The 21,873-nt window shown below is 69.8% G+C and carries 23 protein-coding genes, 1 tRNA gene and 1 pseudogene; 17 read left to right on the top strand and 8 right to left on the bottom strand.

The genetic code is table 11. The annotated features are described in order from the left end of the window. Positions 1-12: 12 nt before the first annotated feature. The 3 genes from QIY60_RS16000 to QIY60_RS15990 all read right to left on the bottom strand — a co-directional run bounded on the left by QIY60_RS16000 (position 13) and on the right by QIY60_RS15990 (position 2,402). Entirely contained in the window at positions 13-846 is an 834-nt protein-coding gene (locus tag QIY60_RS16000; RefSeq protein WP_283143056.1) for a PhzF family phenazine biosynthesis isomerase, read from the bottom strand. Beyond that, positions 846-1,334 carry a PhzA/PhzB family protein gene (locus QIY60_RS15995; protein WP_101388753.1) on the bottom strand — a complete coding sequence of 163 codons (489 nt, stop codon included), beginning with the start codon at positions 1,332-1,334 and terminating at the stop codon, positions 846-848. Before QIY60_RS15995 ends, QIY60_RS16000 begins: the two co-directional genes overlap by 1 nt. Positions 1,335-1,508: 174 nt before the next feature. Then, positions 1,509-2,402 carry a LysR family transcriptional regulator gene (locus tag QIY60_RS15990; RefSeq protein WP_283143055.1) on the bottom strand — a complete coding sequence of 298 codons (894 nt, stop codon included), beginning with the start codon at positions 2,400-2,402 and terminating at the stop codon, positions 1,509-1,511. A gap of 172 nt (positions 2,403-2,574) precedes the next feature. Here QIY60_RS15990 and QIY60_RS15985 point away from each other — a divergent pair, with 172 nt between their 5' ends. The 3 genes from QIY60_RS15985 to QIY60_RS15975 all read left to right on the top strand — a co-directional run bounded on the left by QIY60_RS15985 (position 2,575) and on the right by QIY60_RS15975 (position 4,901). Further along, positions 2,575-2,958 carry a hypothetical protein gene (locus tag QIY60_RS15985; protein WP_283143054.1) on the top strand — a complete coding sequence of 128 codons (384 nt, stop codon included), beginning with the start codon at positions 2,575-2,577 and terminating at the stop codon, positions 2,956-2,958. Between the two features lie 188 nt (positions 2,959-3,146). Next, complete coding sequence (locus QIY60_RS15980; protein WP_283145953.1) at positions 3,147-4,685, top strand: MFS transporter; 1,539 nt, start codon at positions 3,147-3,149, stop codon at positions 4,683-4,685. A gap of 143 nt (positions 4,686-4,828) precedes the next feature. Next, positions 4,829-4,901: transfer RNA gene (locus QIY60_RS15975), tRNA-Arg, on the top strand. 47 nt (positions 4,902-4,948) lie between these two features. Here the strand turns inward: QIY60_RS15975 and QIY60_RS15970 are convergent. Continuing rightward, on the bottom strand, positions 4,949-6,622 hold the full coding sequence (locus QIY60_RS15970) for a site-specific integrase (protein WP_283143053.1): 1,674 nt from the start codon (positions 6,620-6,622) through the stop codon (positions 4,949-4,951). Continuing rightward, the gene (locus QIY60_RS15965; RefSeq protein ID WP_283143052.1) at positions 6,619-7,323 is read right to left on the bottom strand and encodes a helix-turn-helix transcriptional regulator; all 705 of its coding nucleotides are present in this window, start codon (positions 7,321-7,323) and stop codon (positions 6,619-6,621) included. Before QIY60_RS15965 ends, QIY60_RS15970 begins: the two co-directional genes overlap by 4 nt. A 94-nt stretch (positions 7,324-7,417) precedes the next feature. Here QIY60_RS15965 and QIY60_RS15960 point away from each other — a divergent pair, with 94 nt between their 5' ends. From QIY60_RS15960 to QIY60_RS15940, 5 genes are all read left to right on the top strand, one after another. Then, complete coding sequence (locus tag QIY60_RS15960) at positions 7,418-7,648, top strand: hypothetical protein (protein ID WP_283143051.1); 231 nt, start codon at positions 7,418-7,420, stop codon at positions 7,646-7,648. 494 nt (positions 7,649-8,142) lie between these two features. After that, complete coding sequence (locus tag QIY60_RS15955) at positions 8,143-9,195, top strand: DUF3631 domain-containing protein (protein WP_283145952.1); 1,053 nt, start codon at positions 8,143-8,145, stop codon at positions 9,193-9,195. A gap of 214 nt (positions 9,196-9,409) precedes the next feature. After that, a complete protein-coding gene (locus tag QIY60_RS15950; RefSeq protein ID WP_283143050.1) occupies positions 9,410-10,318 on the top strand; it encodes a DUF2637 domain-containing protein in 909 nt (302 codons plus the stop codon). 135 nt (positions 10,319-10,453) lie between these two features. Continuing rightward, a complete protein-coding gene (gene mobC, locus QIY60_RS15945) occupies positions 10,454-11,056 on the top strand; it encodes a plasmid mobilization relaxosome protein MobC (protein WP_349253922.1) in 603 nt (200 codons plus the stop codon). Positions 11,057-11,060: 4 nt separating this feature from the next. Then, a complete protein-coding gene (locus QIY60_RS15940; RefSeq protein ID WP_283143049.1) occupies positions 11,061-12,761 on the top strand; it encodes a relaxase/mobilization nuclease domain-containing protein in 1,701 nt (566 codons plus the stop codon). On the opposite strand, the pseudogene QIY60_RS15935 reads toward QIY60_RS15940, so the two are convergent. Continuing rightward, positions 12,762-12,969, bottom strand: a pseudogene (locus QIY60_RS15935) (flavoprotein); the annotation flags it as partial. Positions 12,970-13,350: 381 nt separating this feature from the next. Between QIY60_RS15935 and QIY60_RS15930 the strand changes: the two are divergent. From QIY60_RS15930 to QIY60_RS15920, 3 genes are all read left to right on the top strand, one after another. Then, a complete protein-coding gene (locus tag QIY60_RS15930) occupies positions 13,351-13,986 on the top strand; it encodes a hypothetical protein (RefSeq protein WP_283143048.1) in 636 nt (211 codons plus the stop codon). A gap of 65 nt (positions 13,987-14,051) precedes the next feature. Continuing rightward, complete coding sequence (locus QIY60_RS15925; RefSeq protein ID WP_283143047.1) at positions 14,052-14,261, top strand: hypothetical protein; 210 nt, start codon at positions 14,052-14,054, stop codon at positions 14,259-14,261. Between the two features lie 88 nt (positions 14,262-14,349). After that, a complete protein-coding gene (locus tag QIY60_RS15920; RefSeq protein ID WP_283143046.1) occupies positions 14,350-14,661 on the top strand; it encodes a hypothetical protein in 312 nt (103 codons plus the stop codon). 26 nt (positions 14,662-14,687) lie between these two features. Here QIY60_RS15920 and QIY60_RS15915 read toward each other — a convergent pair whose 3' ends face one another. Together QIY60_RS15915 and QIY60_RS15910 are read right to left on the bottom strand one after the other, a co-directional pair. Beyond that, entirely contained in the window at positions 14,688-15,245 is a 558-nt protein-coding gene (locus QIY60_RS15915; protein WP_283143045.1) for a flavoprotein, read from the bottom strand. Then, positions 15,242-16,513: a helix-turn-helix transcriptional regulator gene (locus tag QIY60_RS15910; protein WP_283145950.1), complete on the bottom strand. Its 1,272-nt coding sequence runs from the start codon at positions 16,511-16,513 to the stop codon at positions 15,242-15,244. The genes QIY60_RS15915 and QIY60_RS15910 overlap by 4 nt, the downstream gene beginning before the upstream one ends. 176 nt (positions 16,514-16,689) lie before the next feature. On the opposite strand from QIY60_RS15910, the gene QIY60_RS15905 reads away from it, so the two are divergent. From QIY60_RS15905 to QIY60_RS15880, 6 genes are read left to right on the top strand one after another with little or no spacing between them, the layout of a single operon-like run. Then, entirely contained in the window at positions 16,690-17,127 is a 438-nt protein-coding gene (locus QIY60_RS15905; protein WP_283143044.1) for an ATP-binding protein, read from the top strand. Positions 17,128-17,159: 32 nt separating this feature from the next. Further along, positions 17,160-18,443 (top strand): UDP-N-acetylglucosamine 1-carboxyvinyltransferase, encoded by a 1,284-nt coding sequence (locus QIY60_RS15900; RefSeq protein WP_283145949.1) that lies wholly within the window; start codon positions 17,160-17,162, stop codon positions 18,441-18,443. Then, positions 18,440-19,678, top strand: a complete 1,239-nt coding sequence (locus QIY60_RS15895) for a metallophosphoesterase (RefSeq protein WP_283143043.1) — start codon at positions 18,440-18,442, stop codon at positions 19,676-19,678. Before QIY60_RS15900 ends, QIY60_RS15895 begins: the two co-directional genes overlap by 4 nt. Further along, the gene (dcd, locus tag QIY60_RS15890; protein ID WP_283143042.1) at positions 19,675-20,214 is read left to right on the top strand and encodes a dCTP deaminase; all 540 of its coding nucleotides are present in this window, start codon (positions 19,675-19,677) and stop codon (positions 20,212-20,214) included. The genes QIY60_RS15895 and dcd overlap by 4 nt, the downstream gene beginning before the upstream one ends. Beyond that, entirely contained in the window at positions 20,211-20,750 is a 540-nt protein-coding gene (locus QIY60_RS15885) for a deoxycytidine triphosphate deaminase (RefSeq protein WP_283143041.1), read from the top strand. Before dcd ends, QIY60_RS15885 begins: the two co-directional genes overlap by 4 nt. Further along, positions 20,747-21,868 (top strand): glycosyltransferase family 4 protein, encoded by a 1,122-nt coding sequence (locus tag QIY60_RS15880; RefSeq protein ID WP_283143040.1) that lies wholly within the window; start codon positions 20,747-20,749, stop codon positions 21,866-21,868. Before QIY60_RS15885 ends, QIY60_RS15880 begins: the two co-directional genes overlap by 4 nt. Positions 21,869-21,873 lie beyond the last annotated feature (5 nt).

Here is a 21,873-nt window from a genome sequence, read left to right as displayed (position 1 = left end):
TGGACTGCCTCTCTACACATAGATCGTGCCGCGGGCGACGACCGCACCGTGACCGCCGACGTGCACCGCGCCGACCCGGTCGCCCTCGCCCTCGGCGTTGGCGTACATCGGGGACGGGCGGCCCATCTCGACGCCCTGGAGGATCTCCAGGTCCTGGCCGTACGCGGCGAGGCCGTGGCGCGCCAGGTGGATGGCCATCGGCCCGGCCGCCGAGCCGGTCGCCGCGTCCTCGACGACGCCGTACGCCGGGGAGAACATCCGGGACCGCCAGCGTGTGCCGGAGCCCGCGAAGCAGTAGGCCGACATGTCGGGGAAGGCGCGCAGCGCGTTGTGGTCCGGGGTGAGGGCGGACAGCGCCTCGACGCTCTCCAGGCCGACGAGCACGTGCCGGGGCCCGTTGCGGTAGGCCTCGACGGGGGTGACCGACGCGTCGAGGCCGAGCGCCGCGAGCAGTTCGGCGGCGTGCTCGTACGGCTCCCAGACAGGAGTCGGCTGGAGCATCCGTATGGAAGTGGCGTCGTCGTCGTGGACCAGCTCGAAGGGGACGGCGCCCATGGCGGTCTCCAGGAGCAGCCGCTCGGCCTTGCGCGGGCGCCCGATGGCGACCGCCGTGCCCAGGATCGGATGCCCGGCGAACGGCAGCTCGTTGACCGGCGTGAAGATCCGGATGCGCGCGTCGCCGCCCTGCTCGGCCGGGAGCACGAAGGTGCACTCGGACAGGTTCATCTCCTTGGCGATGCGCTGCATCGCCTCGGCCGGCAGGTCCCCCGCGTCGAAGAACACGGCCACCGGATTGCCTTCGAGCGGGGTACGCGCGAAGGCGTCCACCACCGTGTACTCGTGCATCAGGTGGGGATTCCCTCTCGCTTCACCGACGGGACCGGGATGCCCAGGGCGCGCAGCTGCTGGTTGGGGTTCATGAACTCCCGCTCCAGCTTGATCTTCCCGTTCTCGAACTCGAAGGAGTGGATGAAGTGGTTGCGGTAGTACCCCTCCGGGTAGCCCGGGAAGAGGATCTTGCCCTCGCCGTCGCACTCCACCCAGAACCGGTTCGGGTCCTGCGTCTCGAAGATCTCGACGTTGGTCCACACCCAGTCGGGGAAGCACTTCAGCGACCACACCGCGTGCTCGCCGAGGGTGTCGCGGCCGCGGATGGCGATGGGCTCGCCGGTGTCGGTGGTCCACAGGCCGCCGACGCCGTCCTCGGTGAACAGCAGATGCCGCTTCAGCCGGTCCTCGCCACGGGAGTTCATGTACTGCTCGACGATGGCGCGGTTGTTCCTGCGGAGCTCCGCGTCGTCCTGGAACGCCTGCGGCTGGGTGGTCTCGGACATCGCTCGTCCTCCAAGTGCTGCGTCTGCCGGTGTACGTGCCGGTGTTCCGGGGTCCCGTCCTGCTGCGACCCTGTTCCGGGGCCCGGCGCACTGGCAACCGAGTACCGGGGACTTTGGCAAGTACCGGCGAGAGAGCGCGTGGACCTGACGGAGTCCTGGTCCGGGACCCGGTCCTCAGCCCGCCTGGGGCAGCCGGGCGCGGGCGTGGGCGATGAGCGCGGCCCCGGCGGGGCTGGTCGGGCCGTCGGTGCGCCAGGCGAGGGCGAGGCTGCCGTGGATGCGCGGCCGGTCGATCTCGACGAGGTGGAGGTCCGCCTCGTTGGCGCGGGCCAGCGAGGCCGGGATGAGGGCCACGCCGAGCCCCCGCCCGGCGAGTTGGGCCAGTACGTGCGGGTCGGCGGCCTCGAAGGCGATGTGCGGCCGGAACCCCGCCCCCGCGCACGCCGCCTCCACGACGCTGCGCAGCCCGGTCCCCTGGGTGAGGCAGATCAGCGCGCGGTCGGCGAGCTCGGCGAGGTCGACGCGCTCCCGCCCGGCCAGCGGGTCCCGGTGGCCGACGGCGGCGACCAGCGGCTCGTTGACGATGTCGTAGAGCGTGATGCCGGGCGGGCGGGTGCCGGTGCGGCCGATCACCGCGAGATCGATGCGGCCCGCGTGCAGGGCCTCCAGGAGGTGCTCGGAGCTGTCCTCGGTCAGCCCGATCTCCACCCCCGAGTGCGCCTCGTGGAAGGAGGCGAGGAGCCCCGGCAGGTCGATGGTCTTGCCCATGGAGATGACGGTGCCGATGGTGACCCGGCCCCGTACCAGACCGCTGAGTTCGTCGACCGTCTGGCGGACGGCGGCGACCGCGGCGAGCGCGGCCTGCGCGTGCGGCAGGACGGAGGCGCCGACCGGGGTGAGCCGGACCGTGCGGCTGGAGCGGTCGAGCAGGTCGTGGCCCAGCTCCCGCTCCAGCTTGCGCACTTGGGCGCTGACCCCCGGCTGGGCGACGTGCAGGGCGTCGGCCGCCTTGGTGAAGCTCGCCAGCTCGGCGACGGTGACGAAGTACTCCAGCTGACGCAGCTCCATAACTGCTGATTATAGTTCGCAGAAAATGTAGATGTTGGACTTCTACATACGGACGGGCGCAGAGTGGTTACCACCCGAGAACGGGAACCACCCGACACCGGGAACCACCCGGAACGGGAACCACCAGAGCCGGAACGCCGACCGAGCGGCTACGCGTCGAGAGGACCGTCCGATGTCCCAACGCCCCACCCAGCCGCGCGCGTTCACGTCCCCCACCACACGGGCGGTGGTCGAGGCGTTCTTCGCCCGGCAGCGCGCCGGGGACCACACGGGCCTGCTCGACCTCTTCGCGGACCGGGTCGACTTCTTCGCCCCGGGCGCCCCGAACGCGGGCGCGCTCGGCCCCGGCTCGACCCGTTCGGACATCTCCCTCTTCTTCTCGACGCTCGGCAAGGTCCTCGTGCCCGACCGGGACTTCCTGGTCCTGGGCCAGGACGCGGTCGTCACGGGCTTCGCCCGCTGCGACACGAGCCTCAACCCGATCGCGATGCACTTCACGGTGGTGGGGGCGAAGATCGGGCGCTGCCACCTGACCGAGGTCAGCACGAGGCTGTGAGCCCCTGCCCGGCGAGGCGTCGTCCGCGTACGCCTGACTGACCGTCAGATCAACTTCCCCCACCGCCCCGGCGAGGACGGTTCCCCCGGCACGCGCTCTTCGGGCGCCCCGGGGACGTAAAGGAGTACTCAGTGAATGCCACGACCGCGGCGAGGGGCGGGCGCGACAGCCGTGCCGCCACCATCGCCATGGCCTGCGTGGGTGTGTTCGTCGCCTACCTGCCGGTCACCACGGTCTCGGTGAGCCTGCCGACGATCCAGCGCAGCCTGGACGCGTCGACCGCCGACCTGTCCTGGGTCACCGATGCCTTCGTCCTGCCGATGGCGGCGCTGATCCTCACCGCCGGAGTCGTCGGTGACGTATACGGCCGCCGCAAGGTCTTCCAGGTGGGTCTGGCGTTCTGCGCGATAGGCGCGGCGATAGCCCTGAGCGCGGACGGCCTGGACAGCGTCGAAGTGCTGTGGACCGGGCAGGCGTTCGCGGGAATCGGCGCCGCCGCCCTGCTCCCCGCCACCCTCGGCCTGATCAGCCACGCGGTGCCGGATCCGCGCGAGCGCTCCAAGTACGTGAGCCTGTGGACGGCGTCCCTGATGGGCGCGCTGGCCGTCGGCCCGATGCTCTCCGGCGTGATCCTGGAGAACGGCGCCTGGCGCTGGATCTTCCTGGCGCCGATCCCGACGTCGCTGCTGACCATGGCGGCGGCGTCCCGGTACGTGGCGGACTCGCGCGCCGCCGGCGCCCGCAGGCTCGACTGGCCGGGCCAGATCACGGCGGCGATCGCGATCACGGCGCTGGTGTACGCGGTGATCGAGGGGGGCGGGGACTCGTTCGGCGAGACGCGCGTACTGGTGGCACTGGCGCTGTCCGCTCTGTCCCTGGTGACCTTCATCGTCGCGGAGCTGCGCAGCGAGAGCCCCATGCTGGACCTGAAGCTGTTCCGCTCCCCCGCGTTCAGCGCCACGGCCCTGGTCGCGATGATCAGCTTCCTCGGCCTGATCGGCTTCATCTTCGTCCTCAGCCTGTACCTGGGCCAGGTGCAGCAGCTGGGCACGCTGGACGCGGGCTACCGGATGCTGATGTTCACGGTCACGGCGATGCTGGCGGGACCGATCTTCAACCAGATCATGCACAAGGTGTCGGCGCGGATCCTGATCACGACGGGCCTGCTGCTGGCGACGGGCTCGCTGCTGTCGCTGACGACGATAGACGCGGACACGTCGTTCGGGGCGCTGGCCTGGCGCCTGATCATCCTGGGCATCGGCTTCGGCGCGGTCTTCGCCCCGATGACGGCGACGGCGATCAACTCCGTACCGCACCAGCTGGCGGGCATGGCGGCGGCGGGCAGCAACGCGTTCCGCCAGGTCGGGGCGGCGCTTGGCCCGGCCCTGATGAGCGCGCTGCTCACGACCAAGGTGGGCGACGCCCTGCCGGGCCACCTGTCCGACGCCGGCCTCAGCGCGTCCGCCCGGGACCAGGTGACCGGCGCGGTCGACAGCGGGGGCTTCGGGGCGGTCCACGCGATCGACCTGGGCGCGGACACACCCCGCATGCTGCACGCCTTCAGCCAGGCGTTCCTGGACGGCATCCACCTGTGCCTCACCATCTCGGCGGCGGCGATGCTGCTGGCGGCGGTGGCGAGCGCGGTACTGCTGCGACGGCCGCGCGCTTCGGCCCCGGCGCCGGCGGCTCCGGCCCGGCGCCAGGAGGAGCCGGCGCTGAACGGCTGACGCGCCGCGCTCCTACCGCCCCTCCCCCGCCCCACAGACGGCGGGCGGACCGGTACACCCCCGCACCGGCCCGCCCGCCCCCGCCGTCCCAGCGCCATCCGCTACCCTGTCCTGGGCTGCCCAACCACGGGCGACCCGGACGCGCCTCCGTAGCTCAGGGGATAGAGCACCGCTCTCCTAAAGCGGGTGTCGGCAGTTCGAATCTGCCCGGGGGCACAACGCAGTAGGCCGCTGACCTGGGGTTTATCCCCCAGGAAGGCGCCTCATTCGGCCTCGGACTCCTCGTCCGAGGCCGTTTGCGTGAGCGGTGCGTGAGCGGACGGGCCGCCAACCCCCGGTCCTTCTCCGGATTCCACCGCACTCCCCGGCACAGATTCCTCACCGGACTTTTCAGCCTCGTCGGGCTCGGACTCCCCTTTCGGGGCAGTTGCCTCATGGGTCGTGCGGGCACGCGGTACGAGCTTGGCTGCGGCCTCGGCGATCGCCAGATCCGCCTCGGGCAGCAGACTCGTGTACGTGTCGGCCGTGATGGTGATCGAGGAGTGGCCGAGCATCTCCTGGATGTCCTTCAGGTCGGCCCCTGCCGCGTGGGCCAGCGTCGCTGCGCCGTGCCGAAGGTCGTGGAGCCGGACGGGCGGGAGACCGATCTCCTCGTACAGCTCGATGAAACGGCGGGTGACGTTGGCGGGATGGAGCATCTCGCCATTCGTCTGGGTGAAGACGCGTCCGGTCTCCACCCAGGCGCTCTCCCACTCGTCGCGGTCCTCGTCCTGCTGGGCGCGGTGCCGCTTGAGGGCCAGGACCGTGTCCGAGTCGAGCGCGATGGTGCGGGCGCCCGCGTCGGTCTTGGGGTCGTCCTCGTACACCTCCCAGCCGTCCACGACGAGTTGCTTGGCGACGGTGATGAGCCCGGCGTCCAGATTGGTGTCGGTCCACTTCTGCCCGCACGCCTCGCCCCGCCGCAGCCCTCGGAAGGCGATGAGGTGGAACAGCGCGTACAGGCGGTCCTCGGCGACGTGGTCGAGGAAGAGGCCGGTGTGCTCCGGCGTCCAGACCATCACCGGTGAGGGCTTCTCACCGGTGCGCTTCCAGTGAAGGATGCGCTCCTCGGTCCACACCAGCGCCTTGGGGCGCTTGCCCGCCTCCAACTCGACGTGGGCGGCCGGGTTGAAGGTGATCAGCTGCTGGGCGATCGCGGCGTTCAGTGCGGCCCGCAGCGTGGAGCGGACCCGCTGGCGCGTGGCCGGGCCGACGATGCGGCGGTAGGGCTCCATCTCGGCAATGGCGGCCTTCATCGCCTTGCGGTGGGCGCGGTGCTCGCGCCCCTTCCAGGGAATCTGGGCGAGATCCTCGAACGCCTTGCGCCGCGCGGCGTTGCCCTCGGCGATCTCGACGTTGGCCTCGGCGATCGCCTCGAACATCTCCGAGAGGTGGGCGACCCGCAGCCGGTCGAGGCGGTAGTGCCCGATCCGCGGTCTGAGGTGCACGCGGATGTTGCTCTCGTCGCGGCTGATGGCGCTCTGCCGCCCCTTCTTGCCCGCCAGCCACATGTCCAGCCACTCGCCGACCGTGAGGCGGCTCGTCAGGTCCAGGCCGTGGCTGAGGCGCCTGCGGGTCGCCTCGATGTCCGGCAGTGGAGCCTTCTCGTCGGCCACCTTCTCCAGCAGCGCGGCGATCTGGGTCAGCCCCTCGGGGTCGTCGGATTCGGCGAGACCGAGGAGCGCGCGTATGTGGTCAAGGTCGGCCTGGGCGGCCTTGAGGGTCTCGTAGCCGGCGCGGCTGAAGGAGCGGCGCGTGCCGTCCTCGCGGGGCGGCAGCTCCTGGCGTACGGAGTACGAGCCGTGCTTGCGGTTGGAGAGCTTGGGGCACTTCTTGCCGAGCGGCTTACCGGTCTTGGGGTCGCGGCAGTAGCAGCGGCGGTGGGTGGAGCCTTTCAAACGGAGTCGTCCTCTGCGGGGTCGGCCGCCTCGATGGCGGTTGTCGGGTCGATGTCGGTGGCGAAGGAGGGCGGGAGGTCGGGGGGCGTGCCGCCTGCCTGCCGGATGAAGGCGCGGGCCCTGCGGAGCTGGTCCATGGCGGCCTCGGCCCGCTGTGTGGCGCCGGCCTGGGCGTGCAGGGCCTCGGCCTTCCGTGCCGCGTTCGGGGCGGTTTTGGCCTGGTACTGCGCGAACGCCTCGTCGCGTTGCGCCGCTGCGGCCGCCCGCTCAGCGGCGTGGTGGGCACGGAAGTAGCGCAGCATGTCGGCGTCGCTGCCGATGGTCCTGTCCTCGCCGGTGAACCAGTTCAGGGCCCCCAGAGCGGAGGTGCCGTCCTGGAGGGGAAGGCGCTGGACGTCCTCGACGTAACCGACGGGATAGATCAGGCAGACGGGAGCGGTGTTCAGCGCCTCGGCCAAGATCATGACGTCGACCAGGGGCAGGGTGGAGCGGCGGCCGGACTCCATATTGGCGATCACGTTGCGGGGGATCGGGTGACCGATCTCCTCGCACCTGTCGGCCAGGTCCTGTGCGCTCCACCGCAGTTCCTTCCGTCGTCTGCGGACCTCACCGGCCACGGTGGCCATGACGTGGTCCGCCCACTCGGGGACGTCATCCTCGTCGTCCGTCTCAATTCCAGTCTCGGAACGGGGCTGTGTCATGAAGACACAGTAGCTCGCCTAGCGTTGATTCCATGGCCTGGAGACGAGCGCAATCACCGTGTTCGCCGAGGGCTCAGCCGTGGAGGGAGCGCGCATGCGCGAGAAGGAACCCGTCGACCAAGTGAAGGGCATGAGCCGTGAGGAGCTGCTGGACCTTCCGGTCGCTGTTGACCTGGAGACCGGCAACCGGGCATTGGGGCTCGGACGGAGCAAGGGGTACGAACTGGCCAAGCGCGGTCAGTACCCGTGCAAGGTGCTGCGCCTGGGCAACGCCTACCGGGTGGTGACCTCCGACCTGTTGAACCTGCTGGGCCTGGCCGCATGACCGCAGGCACACGTAGCAGACGCTTCTGCGCTGAGCTGACACAGAAATGCTGGACTGTGGTGGGACGTGGCCGTACGGTTCGTGATCCCTCGCCATGGCCCAGCGCCCGCGAGAAGAGGGAAGGCCCCCGGCGGTGCGACGCCGGAGGCCCCAGTGACTCCCTTGCCCCCAATGACAGGAACCGACCCGGCGGCTAGGGCGTGCGAGCCCGCCACCGCCAGACGAGGAGCTGCCGAGTGCAACCCACCAACCCCGACTCCTATTCCGCGCCCTCCAACGCGGCATGGCCCGCAACTGCCGTCCCTGGTCAGCCCGGTGCGCACCTGCGCAGCGAGGAAGACGAGGAGACGGGTACCGGCCGAAGTGATTGCTCCCACGACGCCGAGGGACAGGCCCTGGGTGGGCCCGAGGAAGTATCCGGTACGGAGCCGGAGGCGACCGAGGGTGCGCAGGTGCTGGATGATCTGCGGGCGCAGGTCCAGCGGTACGTCATCATGCCGAGCGAGGAGGCCCTCACGGCGGTGACGCTGTGGACAGCCGCCACCCACCTGCAACGCGCCTGGCAGCACGCGCCCCGACTAGCGGTGGTCGGTCCGGCCAAGCGGTGCGGCAAGTCGCGGCTGCTGGACATCGTGACCGAGACCGTCCACAACCGGCTGATCACGATGAACGCCAGTCCTGCGGCGATCTTCCGCTCGATCACGGACGAGGACCCGCCAACGCTCCTGCTGGACGAGGCCGACACCCTCTTCGGCACCGCCAAGGCGGCGGAGAGAAACGAGGAGCTGCGCGGCCTGCTCAACGCCGGGCACCAGCGCAACCGGCCCACCCTGCGTGTCACCGGCCCCGAGCACAAACCGGTGGCGTTCCCCACCTTCGCCATGGCCGCGCTCGCCGGGATCGGCGACCTGCCTGACACGATCATGGACCGTTCCGTGGTCATCCGGATGCGCCGTCGGACAACTGGCGAGAAGGTGGCGTCCTTCCGCATCGGACGCGACACCCCTGCCCTGCACGCGATCCGCGACCGGCTCGCGGCCTGGCTGACGCCGCTTTACGCACAGGCGGTGGACCTGGAGCCGTCCATGCCCGTCGAGGACCGCGCGGCCGACACCTGGGAACCACTGGTGGCGGTGGCCGACCTCGCCGGAGGCAGCTGGCCCGCACTCGCCCGCGCCGCCTGCCACACCATGGCCGCCTACGAGGCCGAAAGGGACAAGGACCACGGTCCGAAAATCCGCATCCTGATCGACATCCGCCGGGCGTTCGCCTTCCACGGTGACCCGCCCGTCCTTCAGACGCACACCCTGCTCAGCTACCTCAACGAGGACGCAGAAAGGAATTGGTCCGATAACGGCCGCGATGGACTGACCCCACGGGGCCTGCAGGAACTGCTGAAGGACTACGGCATCAGCTCAGTCACCAGCCGCTTCCCCAACAGCCCGCAGGCCAAGGGCTTCAGGCGGCGCCAGTTCCTCGACGCCTGGGCCCGCTACTGCCCAGAGCCCGCTCCTGCGACCGGGCCTGCCCCCGAATCGGCGGCCTGACCCGACTTGTCTCGTACCACTCGTATCCACGCAGGTCAGCGCAGGTACGAGTGAGCGGCCCGTGACGAGTCGTCCCGTCGTCACCACTTCAGTCGTACCTGCCCTGACCAGGCATGTAACGAGTGGTACGAGTCACCGCGCCCCACGGCGGCCACCCCCTGCCTCCTCTCCCCGGCCGGTGGCCGCCGCCCAATCCCACCAGGAGTGCCCTCGCTTGACCTCCCCCACCCTCACCAACCCCTCCCGGATATCCGGGACCCGTGCGATCCGCCTCGGCGTCGCACTGCTCGCCACGTTCGCCTTCGCCCTCTCCTACGACGCCCTGCGGCAGATGGCCGTCGCCATCCACATCCGAGGACTGCTCACCTACGCCTTCCCGCTCGTGATCGACGGGTTCATCGCCATCGGCGTCGGCGCCCTGCTCATGCTCCGCGCCGCCCCGACCCGCTCCCGCGTATACGTGTGGGCACTCGTCGGTGCGGCCACCGTGACGAGCATCTGGGCCAACGCCCTGCACGCCGTCCGCCTCAACCAGCAGTCCCGCCGCGACGATGGTCTGCGACTCGATGACCTCACTGTCGGCGCACTGTCCGCTATCGCCCCACTCGCCCTGGCCGGTGCTGTCCACCTCTACATCGTCATCCGACGCCAGCCCACTCCCCTCCCCCTGAAGCCAGGCAACACCGCGAACCACCACCTCGTCGGGCACAGCCACAACGACACCGACGGCGCCAAGCCCGCTTTCCCGGTTGGCGACGCTCCCGATACACAGGAGCCAATCGCTGCCGACATGGCTCACGTCTCCGGCGACGTGGCTCGGGATTCCGCCGACGTGGCTTCGGACATGCGCGGCGTGGCCGAGGGGGCTCGCCCCTCCGTCGAATCGCCAGACCAGGGGACCAGCACGATCTCCCCAGAACGGCTCGCCATCGCGCGTACCGCGCCGCTGGGCCGCAAGGGCCGCGCCTCGCGCCGCCACATCGAGGACACGTTCCGCAGCAAGAACCTGACCATCGGCAGGAAGGAGGCGGACAAGCTGAAGGACACCCTTCAGGCCGAACTCGACGAAGCCGCCTCCCAGCGGGAGACAGAACTCGGCACGGCCCCAGTCGGCACTGCCTGACCCCTGCGACCACGTCGACCGCACCGCTCCGGCGATTACGTCGGCTCACCCCGTGTCTCCGCGCAGACAGCGTGGGGCCACGGGGGCCGGGCACAGCAGGGCACCTGAAACCAGCACCCCACGGAGAACCGATTCATGCACGACCAGCAGCACGACCTCCCCATCCCCCAGCAGGAGATGCCCACCGACCTCAACAGCGCAGCAAGTTGTCGGGTAAGGAGTCCTTACCCGGCCTCCACCCCTGGAGTGGCGGAGGCATCCGGCGCCGAGGGGGCGCCGGAGTCGGCCGCCCCTGGGGGGCCGACCGAGACGGGGACCGGCAAGCCGTCGTCGAACGTGCCGCCGAAGCCCGTGCAGCGTCGCCGTCTGCGTGACAAGCAGCTCCGCGAGCACCGCTTCCATCCCCGCTACAACGACGACGAGTTCGCCCTCGTCAAGAACGCCGCCGTCCTGAGCGATATGGCAGCGGGCGGCTACGTCGCCGAATGCTCCCTCGCTGCCGCCCGTGCCGACGACCCCACCGCGGCCGTCGCCGACTACCGCGCCATGGTCAAGGCGCTGATGGCCGCCAACGGACAGCTCGGCAAGATCGGCAGCAACCTCAACCAGCTCACCCGCCACCTCCACCAGGACGGCGCCTGGCCCACCCTCGACAGCGTCCAACGCCTCCTGGGACACATCGAGGCATCGATCGTCACGCTGGACGCCGCCATCGACCAGGTCACCGAGGGCCGGTGACCCGGTGATACCGAAGATCATCCTCGGCAAGGGGCCGAACGCCGTCCGCCGCACGATCGGCTACCTCTTCGGCAAGGGCCGGGCCAACGAGCACACCGACCCGCACTTGGTGGCGTCCTGGAACGGCTTCGCGCCAGACCCCGGCCGCAGTCCCCACCGGTCACAGAAGGAAGTCGAGGGCCAACTCGCCGCACAGCTCGACCAGCCCGTGAAGATGCTGGGCGACAAGGCGCCGAAGTTCACCGTGTGGCACTGCCCGGTCCGTGCCGCTCCCGAGGACCCGTTCCTCACCGACGAGCAGTGGGCAGACATCGCCCGCCGCATCGTGGCCGCCGCCGGCATCGCCCCCGACGGCGACGAAGAAGCCTGCCGTTGGGTCGCCGTCCGCCATGCGGACGACCACATCCACATCGCCGCCACCCTCGTACGCCAAGACGGCCGCCGCCCCAAGCGTGACTACGACCAGCGCGCCGTCCAGCGCGAGGCACGCAAGATCGAAATCGACTACGGGCTCCGACGGCTCAAGCCGGGCGACGGCACCGCCGCCAAGCGCCCCACCAGCAAGGAGCATTTCAAGGCTAAGCGCCTGGGCCAGGACGCCACATCCCGCGAGATCCTGCGCCTGCGGGTACGCCGCGCCGTGGCCGCCGCCTCCAGCGAAGCCGAGTTCTTCGCCTTCCTGAAGGCAACCGGAGTGGAAGTACGGCCCAAGACCGAACCGTCCGGCGACGTGACCGGCTACAGCGTCGCCCTGCCCGGCGACACCAACAAGCAGGGTGAACCCATCTGGTTCGCGGGCTCCACCCTCGCAGGCGACCTCTCCCTGCCCAAGATTCGCCAGCGCCTCACCAGCACCAGCCCCGCCCCCGTCGTTACCCCGCCGGGCAATCCGTGGCACCAGGCCACCGCCGCCACCGAACGCATCCCCCACCACCTCACCCACAGCGACGAGCACGCCGCCCAAGGCCAGCTCGTCGCTCTCGGCGCCGCCCTGGACCTGCTGCCGCTCACCGCACCGACCGCGATAAGGGCCGAGCTGGAACGGGCTGCCGTGACGTTCGAACGCGCCACCCGCTCCCGCATCGCCGCCGACCACGACAGCGCCCGCGTCCTGCGCCGCAGTATCCAGGCGATCTGGCGCACCCCCTCGCCGGGAGGTGGCGGGTCCGGCCTGGCAATGCTGATCGACGTCGCGCTTACCGCGGTCGCCTTCGCCCGGCACTGGCACCGCACCCGCCAGCACGCCCAGCAGGAGGCGGCAGCCGAACAGGCCCTCCTCCACCTGCAGACCGCCTACGCGCACATCGCCGGACCGGTCCTGGACGGCCTCGCCCACCGCGCGCCCACCCTGCAGACCAAGCACCGCTTCGCCCAGCACATCCGGCAGGCCGCTCCCGAGTACGCCGAGCGCATCCTGCAGGACTCCGCCTGGGATGCCCTCGCCGCGGTGCTTGCGGAGGCGGAGAAGGCGGGGCACAACGCGGCTATCGTCCTCGACCAGGCCGTCAGCCAGCGGCCCCTGGACGACGCCCGCAACCCCGCCCGCGCCCTGACCTGGCGCATCCAACGCCTCGGCCAACGCCACGCCCCCAGCCCCCGCGCCCAGGCAGCCAAGGCCCGCAGCACCGCGCAGCACCCCACCGCTCCGGTTCACACGGCAGCGGCTGCCCCGCCCCCGCAGCAGCCGCAGGCACGACGACGCTGATCAGGCCAGAGTGGACAGCTTGGGGGTGAACAGTTCCAGCGCCTCCTCACACCGGAAGCGGTCCTTCCCGCCGCCGGCCTTCGCCCGATGTGGCTCGTACGAGCCGATGAGGACGCCCATCCCACGCAGCCGGTCCAGGCTCTGGCGATACACGGGGGCGGGCGTCTTGGGCCGAGTTCAGGTACGACAGGACGGCGGTGCGGATGCCGAAGCCGTATCCCCACGCAGGATACGAAGAGCCTGATCAACCGCATATCCGGCTGTGAGGCCAATACTGGCAGGCGCCCAGGCAGCCGTGGCTCTGACGACGGACTCGCCTTCCGGGCACGATTGTTCGCGGGGTCGTGACTGGGCGCAGGGGGTGCGGTCGCCGCGAATGCGGACCCAGAGGTTCAGCCGAGCTTTTCAGCTCCCTGGTCGCTAGTGGCGTGAAGTAAATGGTGAACCTCATGGCAGGCTCAAGTCCCTTGCGGCTAACAGATCTTGATTGGCAGGGTCTTGCTTGCCACCGGCTATCCAGCCTTCTCCGTGACCGGGGCGAAGGCGTGCCGGAGGGCAATAGCTGTCCTACGAGCAAGGGGGAATACCTATGTCCAGCACCCGAATAGACCACGAGATTCCGGTTTCGCCGGTATCAGCGAAAAAGATTCGCCTCGGTGCAGTCGCCGCGATCGCCGCCCTCGCCATGGGCGCTGCTGCGCCGATGGCATCCGCCACCGAGGCACGGCACGCTCGCGTCGCCCAGCAGACAGAGTCCGTCCGTGAGCTCGCGACTGCGGTCTCCGAGTTGGATGCTCCCCCGATTGTCGAGGAGGGACTCGACGAGCGGGCCGCGGCCCTCCCGGCGAACCGGACCCTGCCGCAGATCCTCGAAGCGATGTACCCGGGCGACCAGGCCGCGCAGGCCCAAGTGCTCGCCGTCCTCACTGGCCAGACCGACACTGCGGAGCCCGTCGAGACGCAGCAACCCGCATCACCCGGCAGCCCGGTCGTGGCATTCAGTCCCTGGGGTAAGGCGTGGAAGTACACCAAGTGTGTGGCCTACGTAACGGCCGCCTTCGTGCCGGGAGCCGCAGCGTACAAGGCGATCAAGGCGCTCGGTGGGGTGAAGACGACCGCCAAGCTGCTGATCAAGGCCGGTAACTCCGACGACTTCCTCAAGCTTGCCGGCGGCTCGGCCTCTGAGATCATCGGTGTCAAGGGCATACGGGACAACTGCTTCTAAGGATGGGCGACATGGCGGACTCACGCGCGATCGGCGTACTCGCGCCTATGGCTCCGGCAGGCAAAGTGGGGCTGGCCTATGCGCTGCTCTATGCCTCCGTGGCCCTGTCGCTCAGCAGGACCGTGGAGCTGGACTGGCTCGCGCTCCCGGCACTGGCGCTGGCCGCTGTGACAGCACTCGCCGAGCGAACCTCTCTGTCCGAGCGGCGCATCGCGGTCCTCGGCATGGCGGGCCTCACTGTCATCGCCGCCGTCGCGGCCGCAGTGGCCTCGTGACCTGATATCCAGGACGGGCGCGGTATACCCTGCGGAATACGCCGCGCCCGCTCCGGTATCCCCCTTTCGAATTTCCGGAGGAAACACCATGCTGTTCGGTAAATCACCTGTGATTGTGTTACGCGACGGGCCCGAAATCCTGAAAGTCGTGCGGGAAGCACTCGCCACGATAGCCCCCGGCGAGCAGGCCGGGCTGGAACGAGCCATCGACATCATCGAAGCTCAGTGCGCACGCACCGAGGACGACGTCCTGGGGCAATGGGTTCGAGGCGTGCTGTCTGATGCCGGCCTCGATGTGCGCAGCGACCACGCCGAATCCGTCGCCGCACTCCGCAAGGCCGTACCCGACCTCACGCTCGTCGTGGCCAACCGCCTGGTGACGAACGCGGTCAGTCAGTAGAGCCCCCGCTCTCCGAAGAGCGCTGATTACGATCGCGCGGACACCTTGGGGGTGAGCAGTTCCAGCGCTTCCTCCCAGCGGAAGCGGTCGGCCCCGCCGCCGACCTTCGGGCGGTGTGGCTCGTACGAGCCGATCAGGACGCCCATCTCACGCAGCCGGTCCAAGCTCTGCCGGTACGCGGGGTGGGCGGCCTGGGCGGAGTTGAGGTACGGGAGGACGGCGGTGGGGATACTGAAGCCGTACGCCTCGCACAGGATGCCCAGGGCCAGGGTGTCGGAGATCCCGGCCGCCCACTTGTTGATCGTGTTGAAGGTGGCCGGGGCGACCGCGATGGCGTCGGCGGGCGGCAGCGGGCGGGGGTCACCGGGGAAGCGCCAGGCAGAGCGGATGGGGTAGCCGGTCTGGGCCTCGACCGCCTGTGCGTCGATGAAGCCGAGGCCCTGCGGAGTGGCGATCACGCCGACGTCCCAGTTGGCCTCCTGGGCGGCCGTGATCAGCTTGCCGACGCCGTCGGCGATTCCGGCCGCGCACACAACGATGTACAGGAACGGCTTCTTGGTCTGTGGGTCGGGCTGTTCGCTCACGCGGGGACTCCCAGTTGACGACTGAAGCGGTGCAGTTCAGGCAGCGTACGGCGCCGATCGCGGGCGGCCATATCGGCCACTAGCTCGCGTACGGCCGGGCGGCGGATGTCCTGGGCCGCGCAGCTCTCGGCGATGCGGAGGGCCTGGTACCCGTCGGCCAGGCGGCCTTGCTGGGCGTAGGCGCGGCCGGCTTCGATCCACAGGGCGGCACGGCGCTCGGGGACGGGGATGTGGCGGCGCATGAGAGGCCGGGCGGTCTCCAGAGCGACGCCCGCGTCGCCAAAGGAGACGGCCGCGCTGAGCCTGTGCAAGGCGACGTTGGTCGGGCTGAAGTTGGCCCAGGCGTCGGGGCTGTCGAGTGCGACGTACCGGGCGACTTCCTTCGCCTCGGTGAGGAAGTCCTGGGTGGCGGAGCGGTCTCCGCCACCGCTGGCGGCCGTGACCCCTCGCAGAAGCAGCAGGCCGAGTGCGGCGAGGTACTTCGGGGAGCGCTGGTCGTACGAGCCTGTGAGCTGGTCGGCGGTGTGGCGGACGAGGGTGACGGCCTGGGCGGTGTGGCTGTCGCGGGCCAGCGCGTGGGCGTGGACGCGGACGCTGGAGGCGAGGACGACGGGATCGCCGGAGCATTCTGCCTCGGCCATGGCGCGTCCGACCGCGAGCCAGGCATTCCCCTGGTCGCTCTGTTTGAGCAGCAGGCTCGCCGAGGTCTGGTACGCCGTGGCAAGGAGGCCGGAGAGGTCGCTCGAGCCAGGGCTGTCGCTGATGGCCTGCCGTAGCCGCCCGATCAGGACGGGCAGCGTGCTCTCCAGCTGTGTGTAGTCGCAGGTGCAGAAGAGACGACGTACGCCTGCGACTTGGTCCCGAAGGTTCTGGAGATCCGGAACCGGTTCGGCGGCCACATGGACCGCTCCGGGCAGCAGGGCCTGGACCAGATCCTGATGGGCGGTGCTGGGGATGGCCGGGGCCGCGAGCGCGGCGATGCCTGCGGCGAGAACGGTACGGCGGCGCATGTCCTCTGTCTCGGGATCGGAGGGGCTGATGTCCGAAGCGGCGGCAAGGCCCAGGTGGTGTAGCGGAATCGCCAACACCTGCGCGATCTCGCGCAGCATGCGAACGTCTTCCGTGCCCCTGCCGTTCTCCAGGCGGCTCACCTTGGACTGGTGATAGCCCAGGGCGGCGGCGACGTCCCTTTGCGAGCGCCGCTGTAATACGCGCGCCTGGCGGATCACCTCACCGATCCGTCTCGCTTCGCTTTGCGCTTCGGCCATCTGTGCCACGGCTCCTACTGCCGTCGCCGATCCTGCCTGCTCAACCGAGCGTAATGGACTGGCAGTTCACCGTGATGCAGCTCCCGCATCGACGATGCAGCACCGGCACACGTCCTGGTTCGAGGGGCCCGTGTGGCGGTTGCGTGGAGTGGCCGAACCAATCCAGGAGGCCGCTCATGGAAGCGCACCAGATCCGGATTTCCGTCTCCGGCACGCCTGCCGGTGCCGCGTCCGCGCGCCAGCAGATCGCGGAGTGGATACGGGCCTGGGGTGTCCTTCTCGAGCCTGACCTCCTGGACACGGCAGAGCTGGTGGCCTCGGAGCTGATCACGAACGCGGTGCGGCACGCGCACGGTCCGATCACGGCCAGCGCCTACCTGAGTGCGAAGGCGCTACGGATCGCGGTGATCGACACCAGCTCCGACATCCCAGAGGTCGGCCTGCCGGATGCGGACGAGGAGGACGGACGCGGTCTGTTCCTCGTCGCCGCACTCGCGGACCGCCATGGATTCGAACCGTTGCCTTCCGGCAAGCGCTGCTGGGCCGAGTTCGAGCTCAGCGCCCCACTCCTGCCCGTCGCATCCCACCTGCCCTGCAGAGGAGTTGACTGTTGACAGCCGTACGGATTCCCCCAGTCGCCGCGGAAGTGGTCGCCGTGCGACCGAGCATTCCGCTTGCCGGGGCCGTGACCGTCGACGGATCGAAGAACGCGGCCCTGCCCCTGCTGGCCGCCGCTGCGGCCATGCACCGCCCGGTGCACCTGAGCAACGTCCCGGCGAACACGGATGTCGAGACGATGCTCACCCTTCTCCAGCAGGCCGGCTGGCACGCGGCCCGTCCGGTGAGCGATCCGCACACCACGGTGATCCTGCCGAGCGACAGACCGCAGCCGGATCCCGCCCCCGAGGTCGCTGCCCGCATCCGGGCCTCGTATTACCTGGTCCCGGCGCTGCTCGGGACCTATGGACGGGCCCGCTTGCCCTGGCCGGGCGGCTGCGACATCGGAGAACGCGGGATGGAGCAACACTTCAAGGTGTACGAGCGCTTCGGTGACCGCTCGACCGTCGATGACCACGGCTACCTCGTGGAGGCAGCCACGGGCGGACGCGGGACGGTGTCGATCATGCTGCCCTTCCGGTCCCGAGGCGCGAGCCTTGCCGCCCTCCTGCGCACGGTCGTCGCCGGACGGCCGCTGCGTCTGGGCCAGCCGAATCTGTCGCCCGAAGTGCTCAGCGTTGTAGAGGCGTTGAAGATCGCAGGGTGGGAGTGCCGGGTCAGCGAGACCGTCCTCGCAATCCAGCCGCCTCGGTCCATCTCCGGCGACACCATCGCGTGGAGGGTGCCCGGCGACAAGATCGAGGCAGGCAGCCTGGCCTGCGCGGTCGCGGTGAGCGGTGGCAACGCGCACATCCTCGGTGTACGCAGCGACGACATCGCTCCCCTGGTCGCCGCGCTGCGCTGGCTCGGCGTACCCGCCGACGTCGAGGACGGCGCCCTCGCCGTCCGGGCCCAGGACGCCCAGCCCACCGGCCGACCGCTGCGAGCCATCGCCTCCCTGTCCCCCGGCGGTCTGGACGCGGACTTCGAGCCGCCGCTGATAGCCCTGGCCCTCACCCTCCCTGGCACCCACCTGTTCGCCGACGACATCAACCCCGGCCGCCACGGCAACCTGCTACCCCAGCTCGCTCGCCTCGGAGCCACGATCGACGAGCTGTCGCCCACCCAGTGCCGCTTCACCGGTCCGCAGCAGCTGACGGGTGCCGGAGTGGAGGCCACCGACATCCGCACGGGCTCCGCCCTGCTCATCGCCGGCCTCACCGCTCGCGGCGTCACCACTCTCGGCGGCCTCGAACAGCTCCGACGCGGCCATGCCGACCTGCCCGTCAAGCTGCATGCCCTGGGCGCCGACATCTGTGAGGTGATCCCGTGAACCGGCAGCTGCGGCAGATCGTCGCCACGACCGACGTCCACTCCGCATTCGACCCGGCCGCGCCGATGCTCACCTACCTCCACGCCGCGAGGCCCGACAGCCTGATCGTGGACTGCGGTGACTTTTTCGAGGGCAGTGGCTTCTACCGCCTCGGCAGGGGGCACATCGAGCGTGAAGTCCTCACCACGCTGTACGACCTGCTCGCCCCCGGAAACCACGGCTGGCCGCACTACTTCGAGCCGCAGCTGCGCAGGATGACGGTGTGCGCGAACACAACCGACGACAGCGGCAATCCGCTCTTCGACCGCGTACGCATCCAGGCCATCGGCGGACGGCGAGTCGCTGTCACCGGGGTGATGGGCCCACAGGCGTTCAATGCCATCCCTGCCAGCCAACGAGTCGGCCACCACGTCACCGAACCAGCCCAAGCGCTGCGCGAAGTGATGCTCGAACACCACCACCGCACCGACGCCTGGATGGTGCTGTCCCACTCCGGCTTCGAGGAGGACCTGAAGCTGGCCGCCGCCTGCCCGTTCGCCGACGTCATCTTCGCCGGGCACTGCCACAGCGACACCCTCGGCCCCGTACACGTCGGCGACACCCTGGTGGTCAAAGGACGCGAACTCGGCGTCGGATACGCCGCCGCCGAACCCGTCGGAAGCGGCTGGGCAGCCCGCACCAGCGCCTTCCCCGATGCCTCCGCTGTTCCCCACAACCTCGCCGCACTGCTGGAAGAGATCTCGACCATCGGGCAGCAGCTGAGGAGTCCCATCGGCGCCGTGGACGAAACCCGCCGTAACGCGCTCCTGGACCGCCGCCGGCTGCTTGAAGAGATCACCGGTCGACTGCACACCGGCCTCGGCGCTGACGCGGTCGTCCTCAACGAGACCGCTCTGCGCCCTGTGCAGCTCGGTACCACCCTCACCCTCGGCGACCTGCTGGCCATCGAGCCCTTCGGCAACCAGCTCGTGCACGCCTTCCTCCCCGAGCATCACGCGCAGGACCTCGACAAGCTGCTCGATCACCTCACCGAACACGTCGGCCCTCTGGTCGTCGTCGCCCCTGCTCCCCTGCCTTCGGAGATCCGCACCGTGCTGACCACCGACTACCTCGCCGACAGCTACCTCGGCGGGAGAACTCACCGAGCAGGCATACGGCTTGGGCAGGCCGTATGCCGCGTCTTGACCGCCTCGCTCCCCAACTCCGCGGAGTCCCAAGAAGGAGGCGAGCAATGATCCTCACCGGCCCTGAGATCAAGGCTGCCGTGGCCGACGGCCGCCTACGGATCACCCCCTTCGCCCCGGACCAAACGAACCCCAACAGCTACAACGTCCGCCTCGGTCCGACCTTGCTGACGTACGCCGCCAAGGTGATCGACGCCCACGACGCCAACGCCACGCGCTCGGTCCTGATCGGCAAGGACGGCTACGTCCTCCAGCCCGGCGAGCTGTACCTCGGCCACACCATCGAGGAGGTCGGCTCGGACGTCTTCGTCCCGCTGCTCTTCGGCCGCTCCTCGGTCGGCCGCCTCGGCTTGTTCGTCGAGATCACCGCGCCGATCGGCGACATCGGCTTCCACGGCCAGTGGACCTTGATGCTCTCGCCCGTCCGCCCGCTGCGGGTGTACGCGGGGATGAAGATCGGGCAGATCATGTTCTTCGTCTCCACCGGCGACGTCGACCTGTACCGCGGCAAGTACCAAGGGGCTGCCGGCCCACAGCCCTCCCGCTACTGGCGGGACGCGGCACACATCCAGGCGGTCGCCTCATGATCCTCACGGGCCCCGCGATCGCCGCCGCCGTCAGCGCGGGAGAGATCATCATCGCCCCCTACGCCCCCGCACGCCTCTCCCCCAACGCCTACGACTGGCGCCTGGGCGACACGATCCGCGTCTGCGACAGCGACCTGGACGCCGCCACGCCCACCGCGTACACCGAACACCCCATCCCTGCCTCCGGCTTGGTCCTGATGCCTGGCGTGCTCTACCTCGGCGTCACTCTGGAGAGGACGGGCTCCGAGACGTACGCGCAGTTGCTCAACGGAGACCGCACCACCGGAGCCCTCGGCATCTGGGTCCACGTCTCCGCCCCACTCGGTCACCAGGGCCACGCGATCCGCTGGACCTTGGAGATCCGTGTCGCCAAGCCCGCCCGCGTCTATCCGGGAATGACCTTCGGCAAGCTCGTCTTCCTCACCACCCTCGGCACCCCGGCCAGCTACCAGCGACAGCGCGCCAAGTACGCGGCCACGAACGGCATCGACATCTCCCGCCTGTACGAAGAGATCCCCCAAGGAGCGGCGCTGTGAGCCCCGTCGTACGCCCGGCCGCGGGTCCGCTGGCCGCCACCTTCCTCGACCTCCCAGCCGGAAGCCCCGGCGGCAGCGTCGAACTCTTCCTCGACCTTTACACCGGCGACAAACCCCTCATCCCCGCACGGGCCTTCATGCTGACCCCCGCCGGGCCCAGACCCAATGTCCCTGCCGGGCTCGACCTGCTGGCCGTGTCCGGGAAGTGCCTGGAAGGCACCGGCTTCAGTCGCTACGTCGCGGCCCTACGCCAGGCCCTGGTGGCCGCGATCGATCCAGCGCAGATCGGCGTACTGCACCTGCAACACCTCACGTTCGGCGCCACCCCTGCCTTGCTCCGGGCTCTACCTGCGCACCCTAGGATCGCGTTGGTCCATGGCACCGACCTGCTCTTCGCCGAAGCCCACCGCGACCAGCTCCAGGTGCTGCGCGAGACAGCAAGGGCCGCCGACGCCATCGTGGTCCCCACCGGCGCGATGGCCGATCACCTTCTCAGGCTCGCCCCACAGGCCGACCGCCGCAAGGTCGTCCACATTCCCTGGGGCATCCCCGACCACCTGCTCACCGATCCGCCGTCCCGGCCAGCCCGCACCTCGACCAGCCACCTGCGGCTGCTGTACGCAGGAAGACTCACAGCCGAGAAGGGCGCCGAGCACCTGGTCACAAGCCTGGCGCCCATTCCAGGCATCGAGCTGAGCATCGCCGCCCCCAGGTCCCAGTTCCACGCCATGGCCCCGCTGCTCCAGCGGGCCGGCGTGCGGGCCCAGTACCTCGGCTGGCTCCGCCGTCCACAACTGTGGAAAGCCTTCACCGAGCACGACGCGCTGGTCATACCCTCCACCACTCTGGAGGCCATGGGCCTGGTCGCGCTGGAGGCCCAAGCCTGCGGCCTGCCCGTCCTGTACCAACCCGTCCCCGGCCTCAACGAGGTCCTCGCAGCATCCGGAGTGGCCACCGACTTCACCCACTCCGCCGCGCTCGCCCGCGACCTCGACCGCCTACGAAAGACCCCCGGTCTGCTGCCCGCTCTGCGTCAGGCGGGCTACGCCAACGCCTGCCGCTATCCGCTCTCGACGACCGCCGAGGCACTGGCCGACCTCGGCCGCCAGCTCACATGAACACG

This window comes from Streptomyces sp. BPTC-684 (assembly GCF_030028635.1).
GTDB classification, from domain to species: Bacteria; Actinomycetota; Actinomycetes; order Streptomycetales; family Streptomycetaceae; genus Streptomyces; species Streptomyces noboritoensis.
This window is presented reverse-complemented; position numbering and strand designations above follow the sequence as displayed.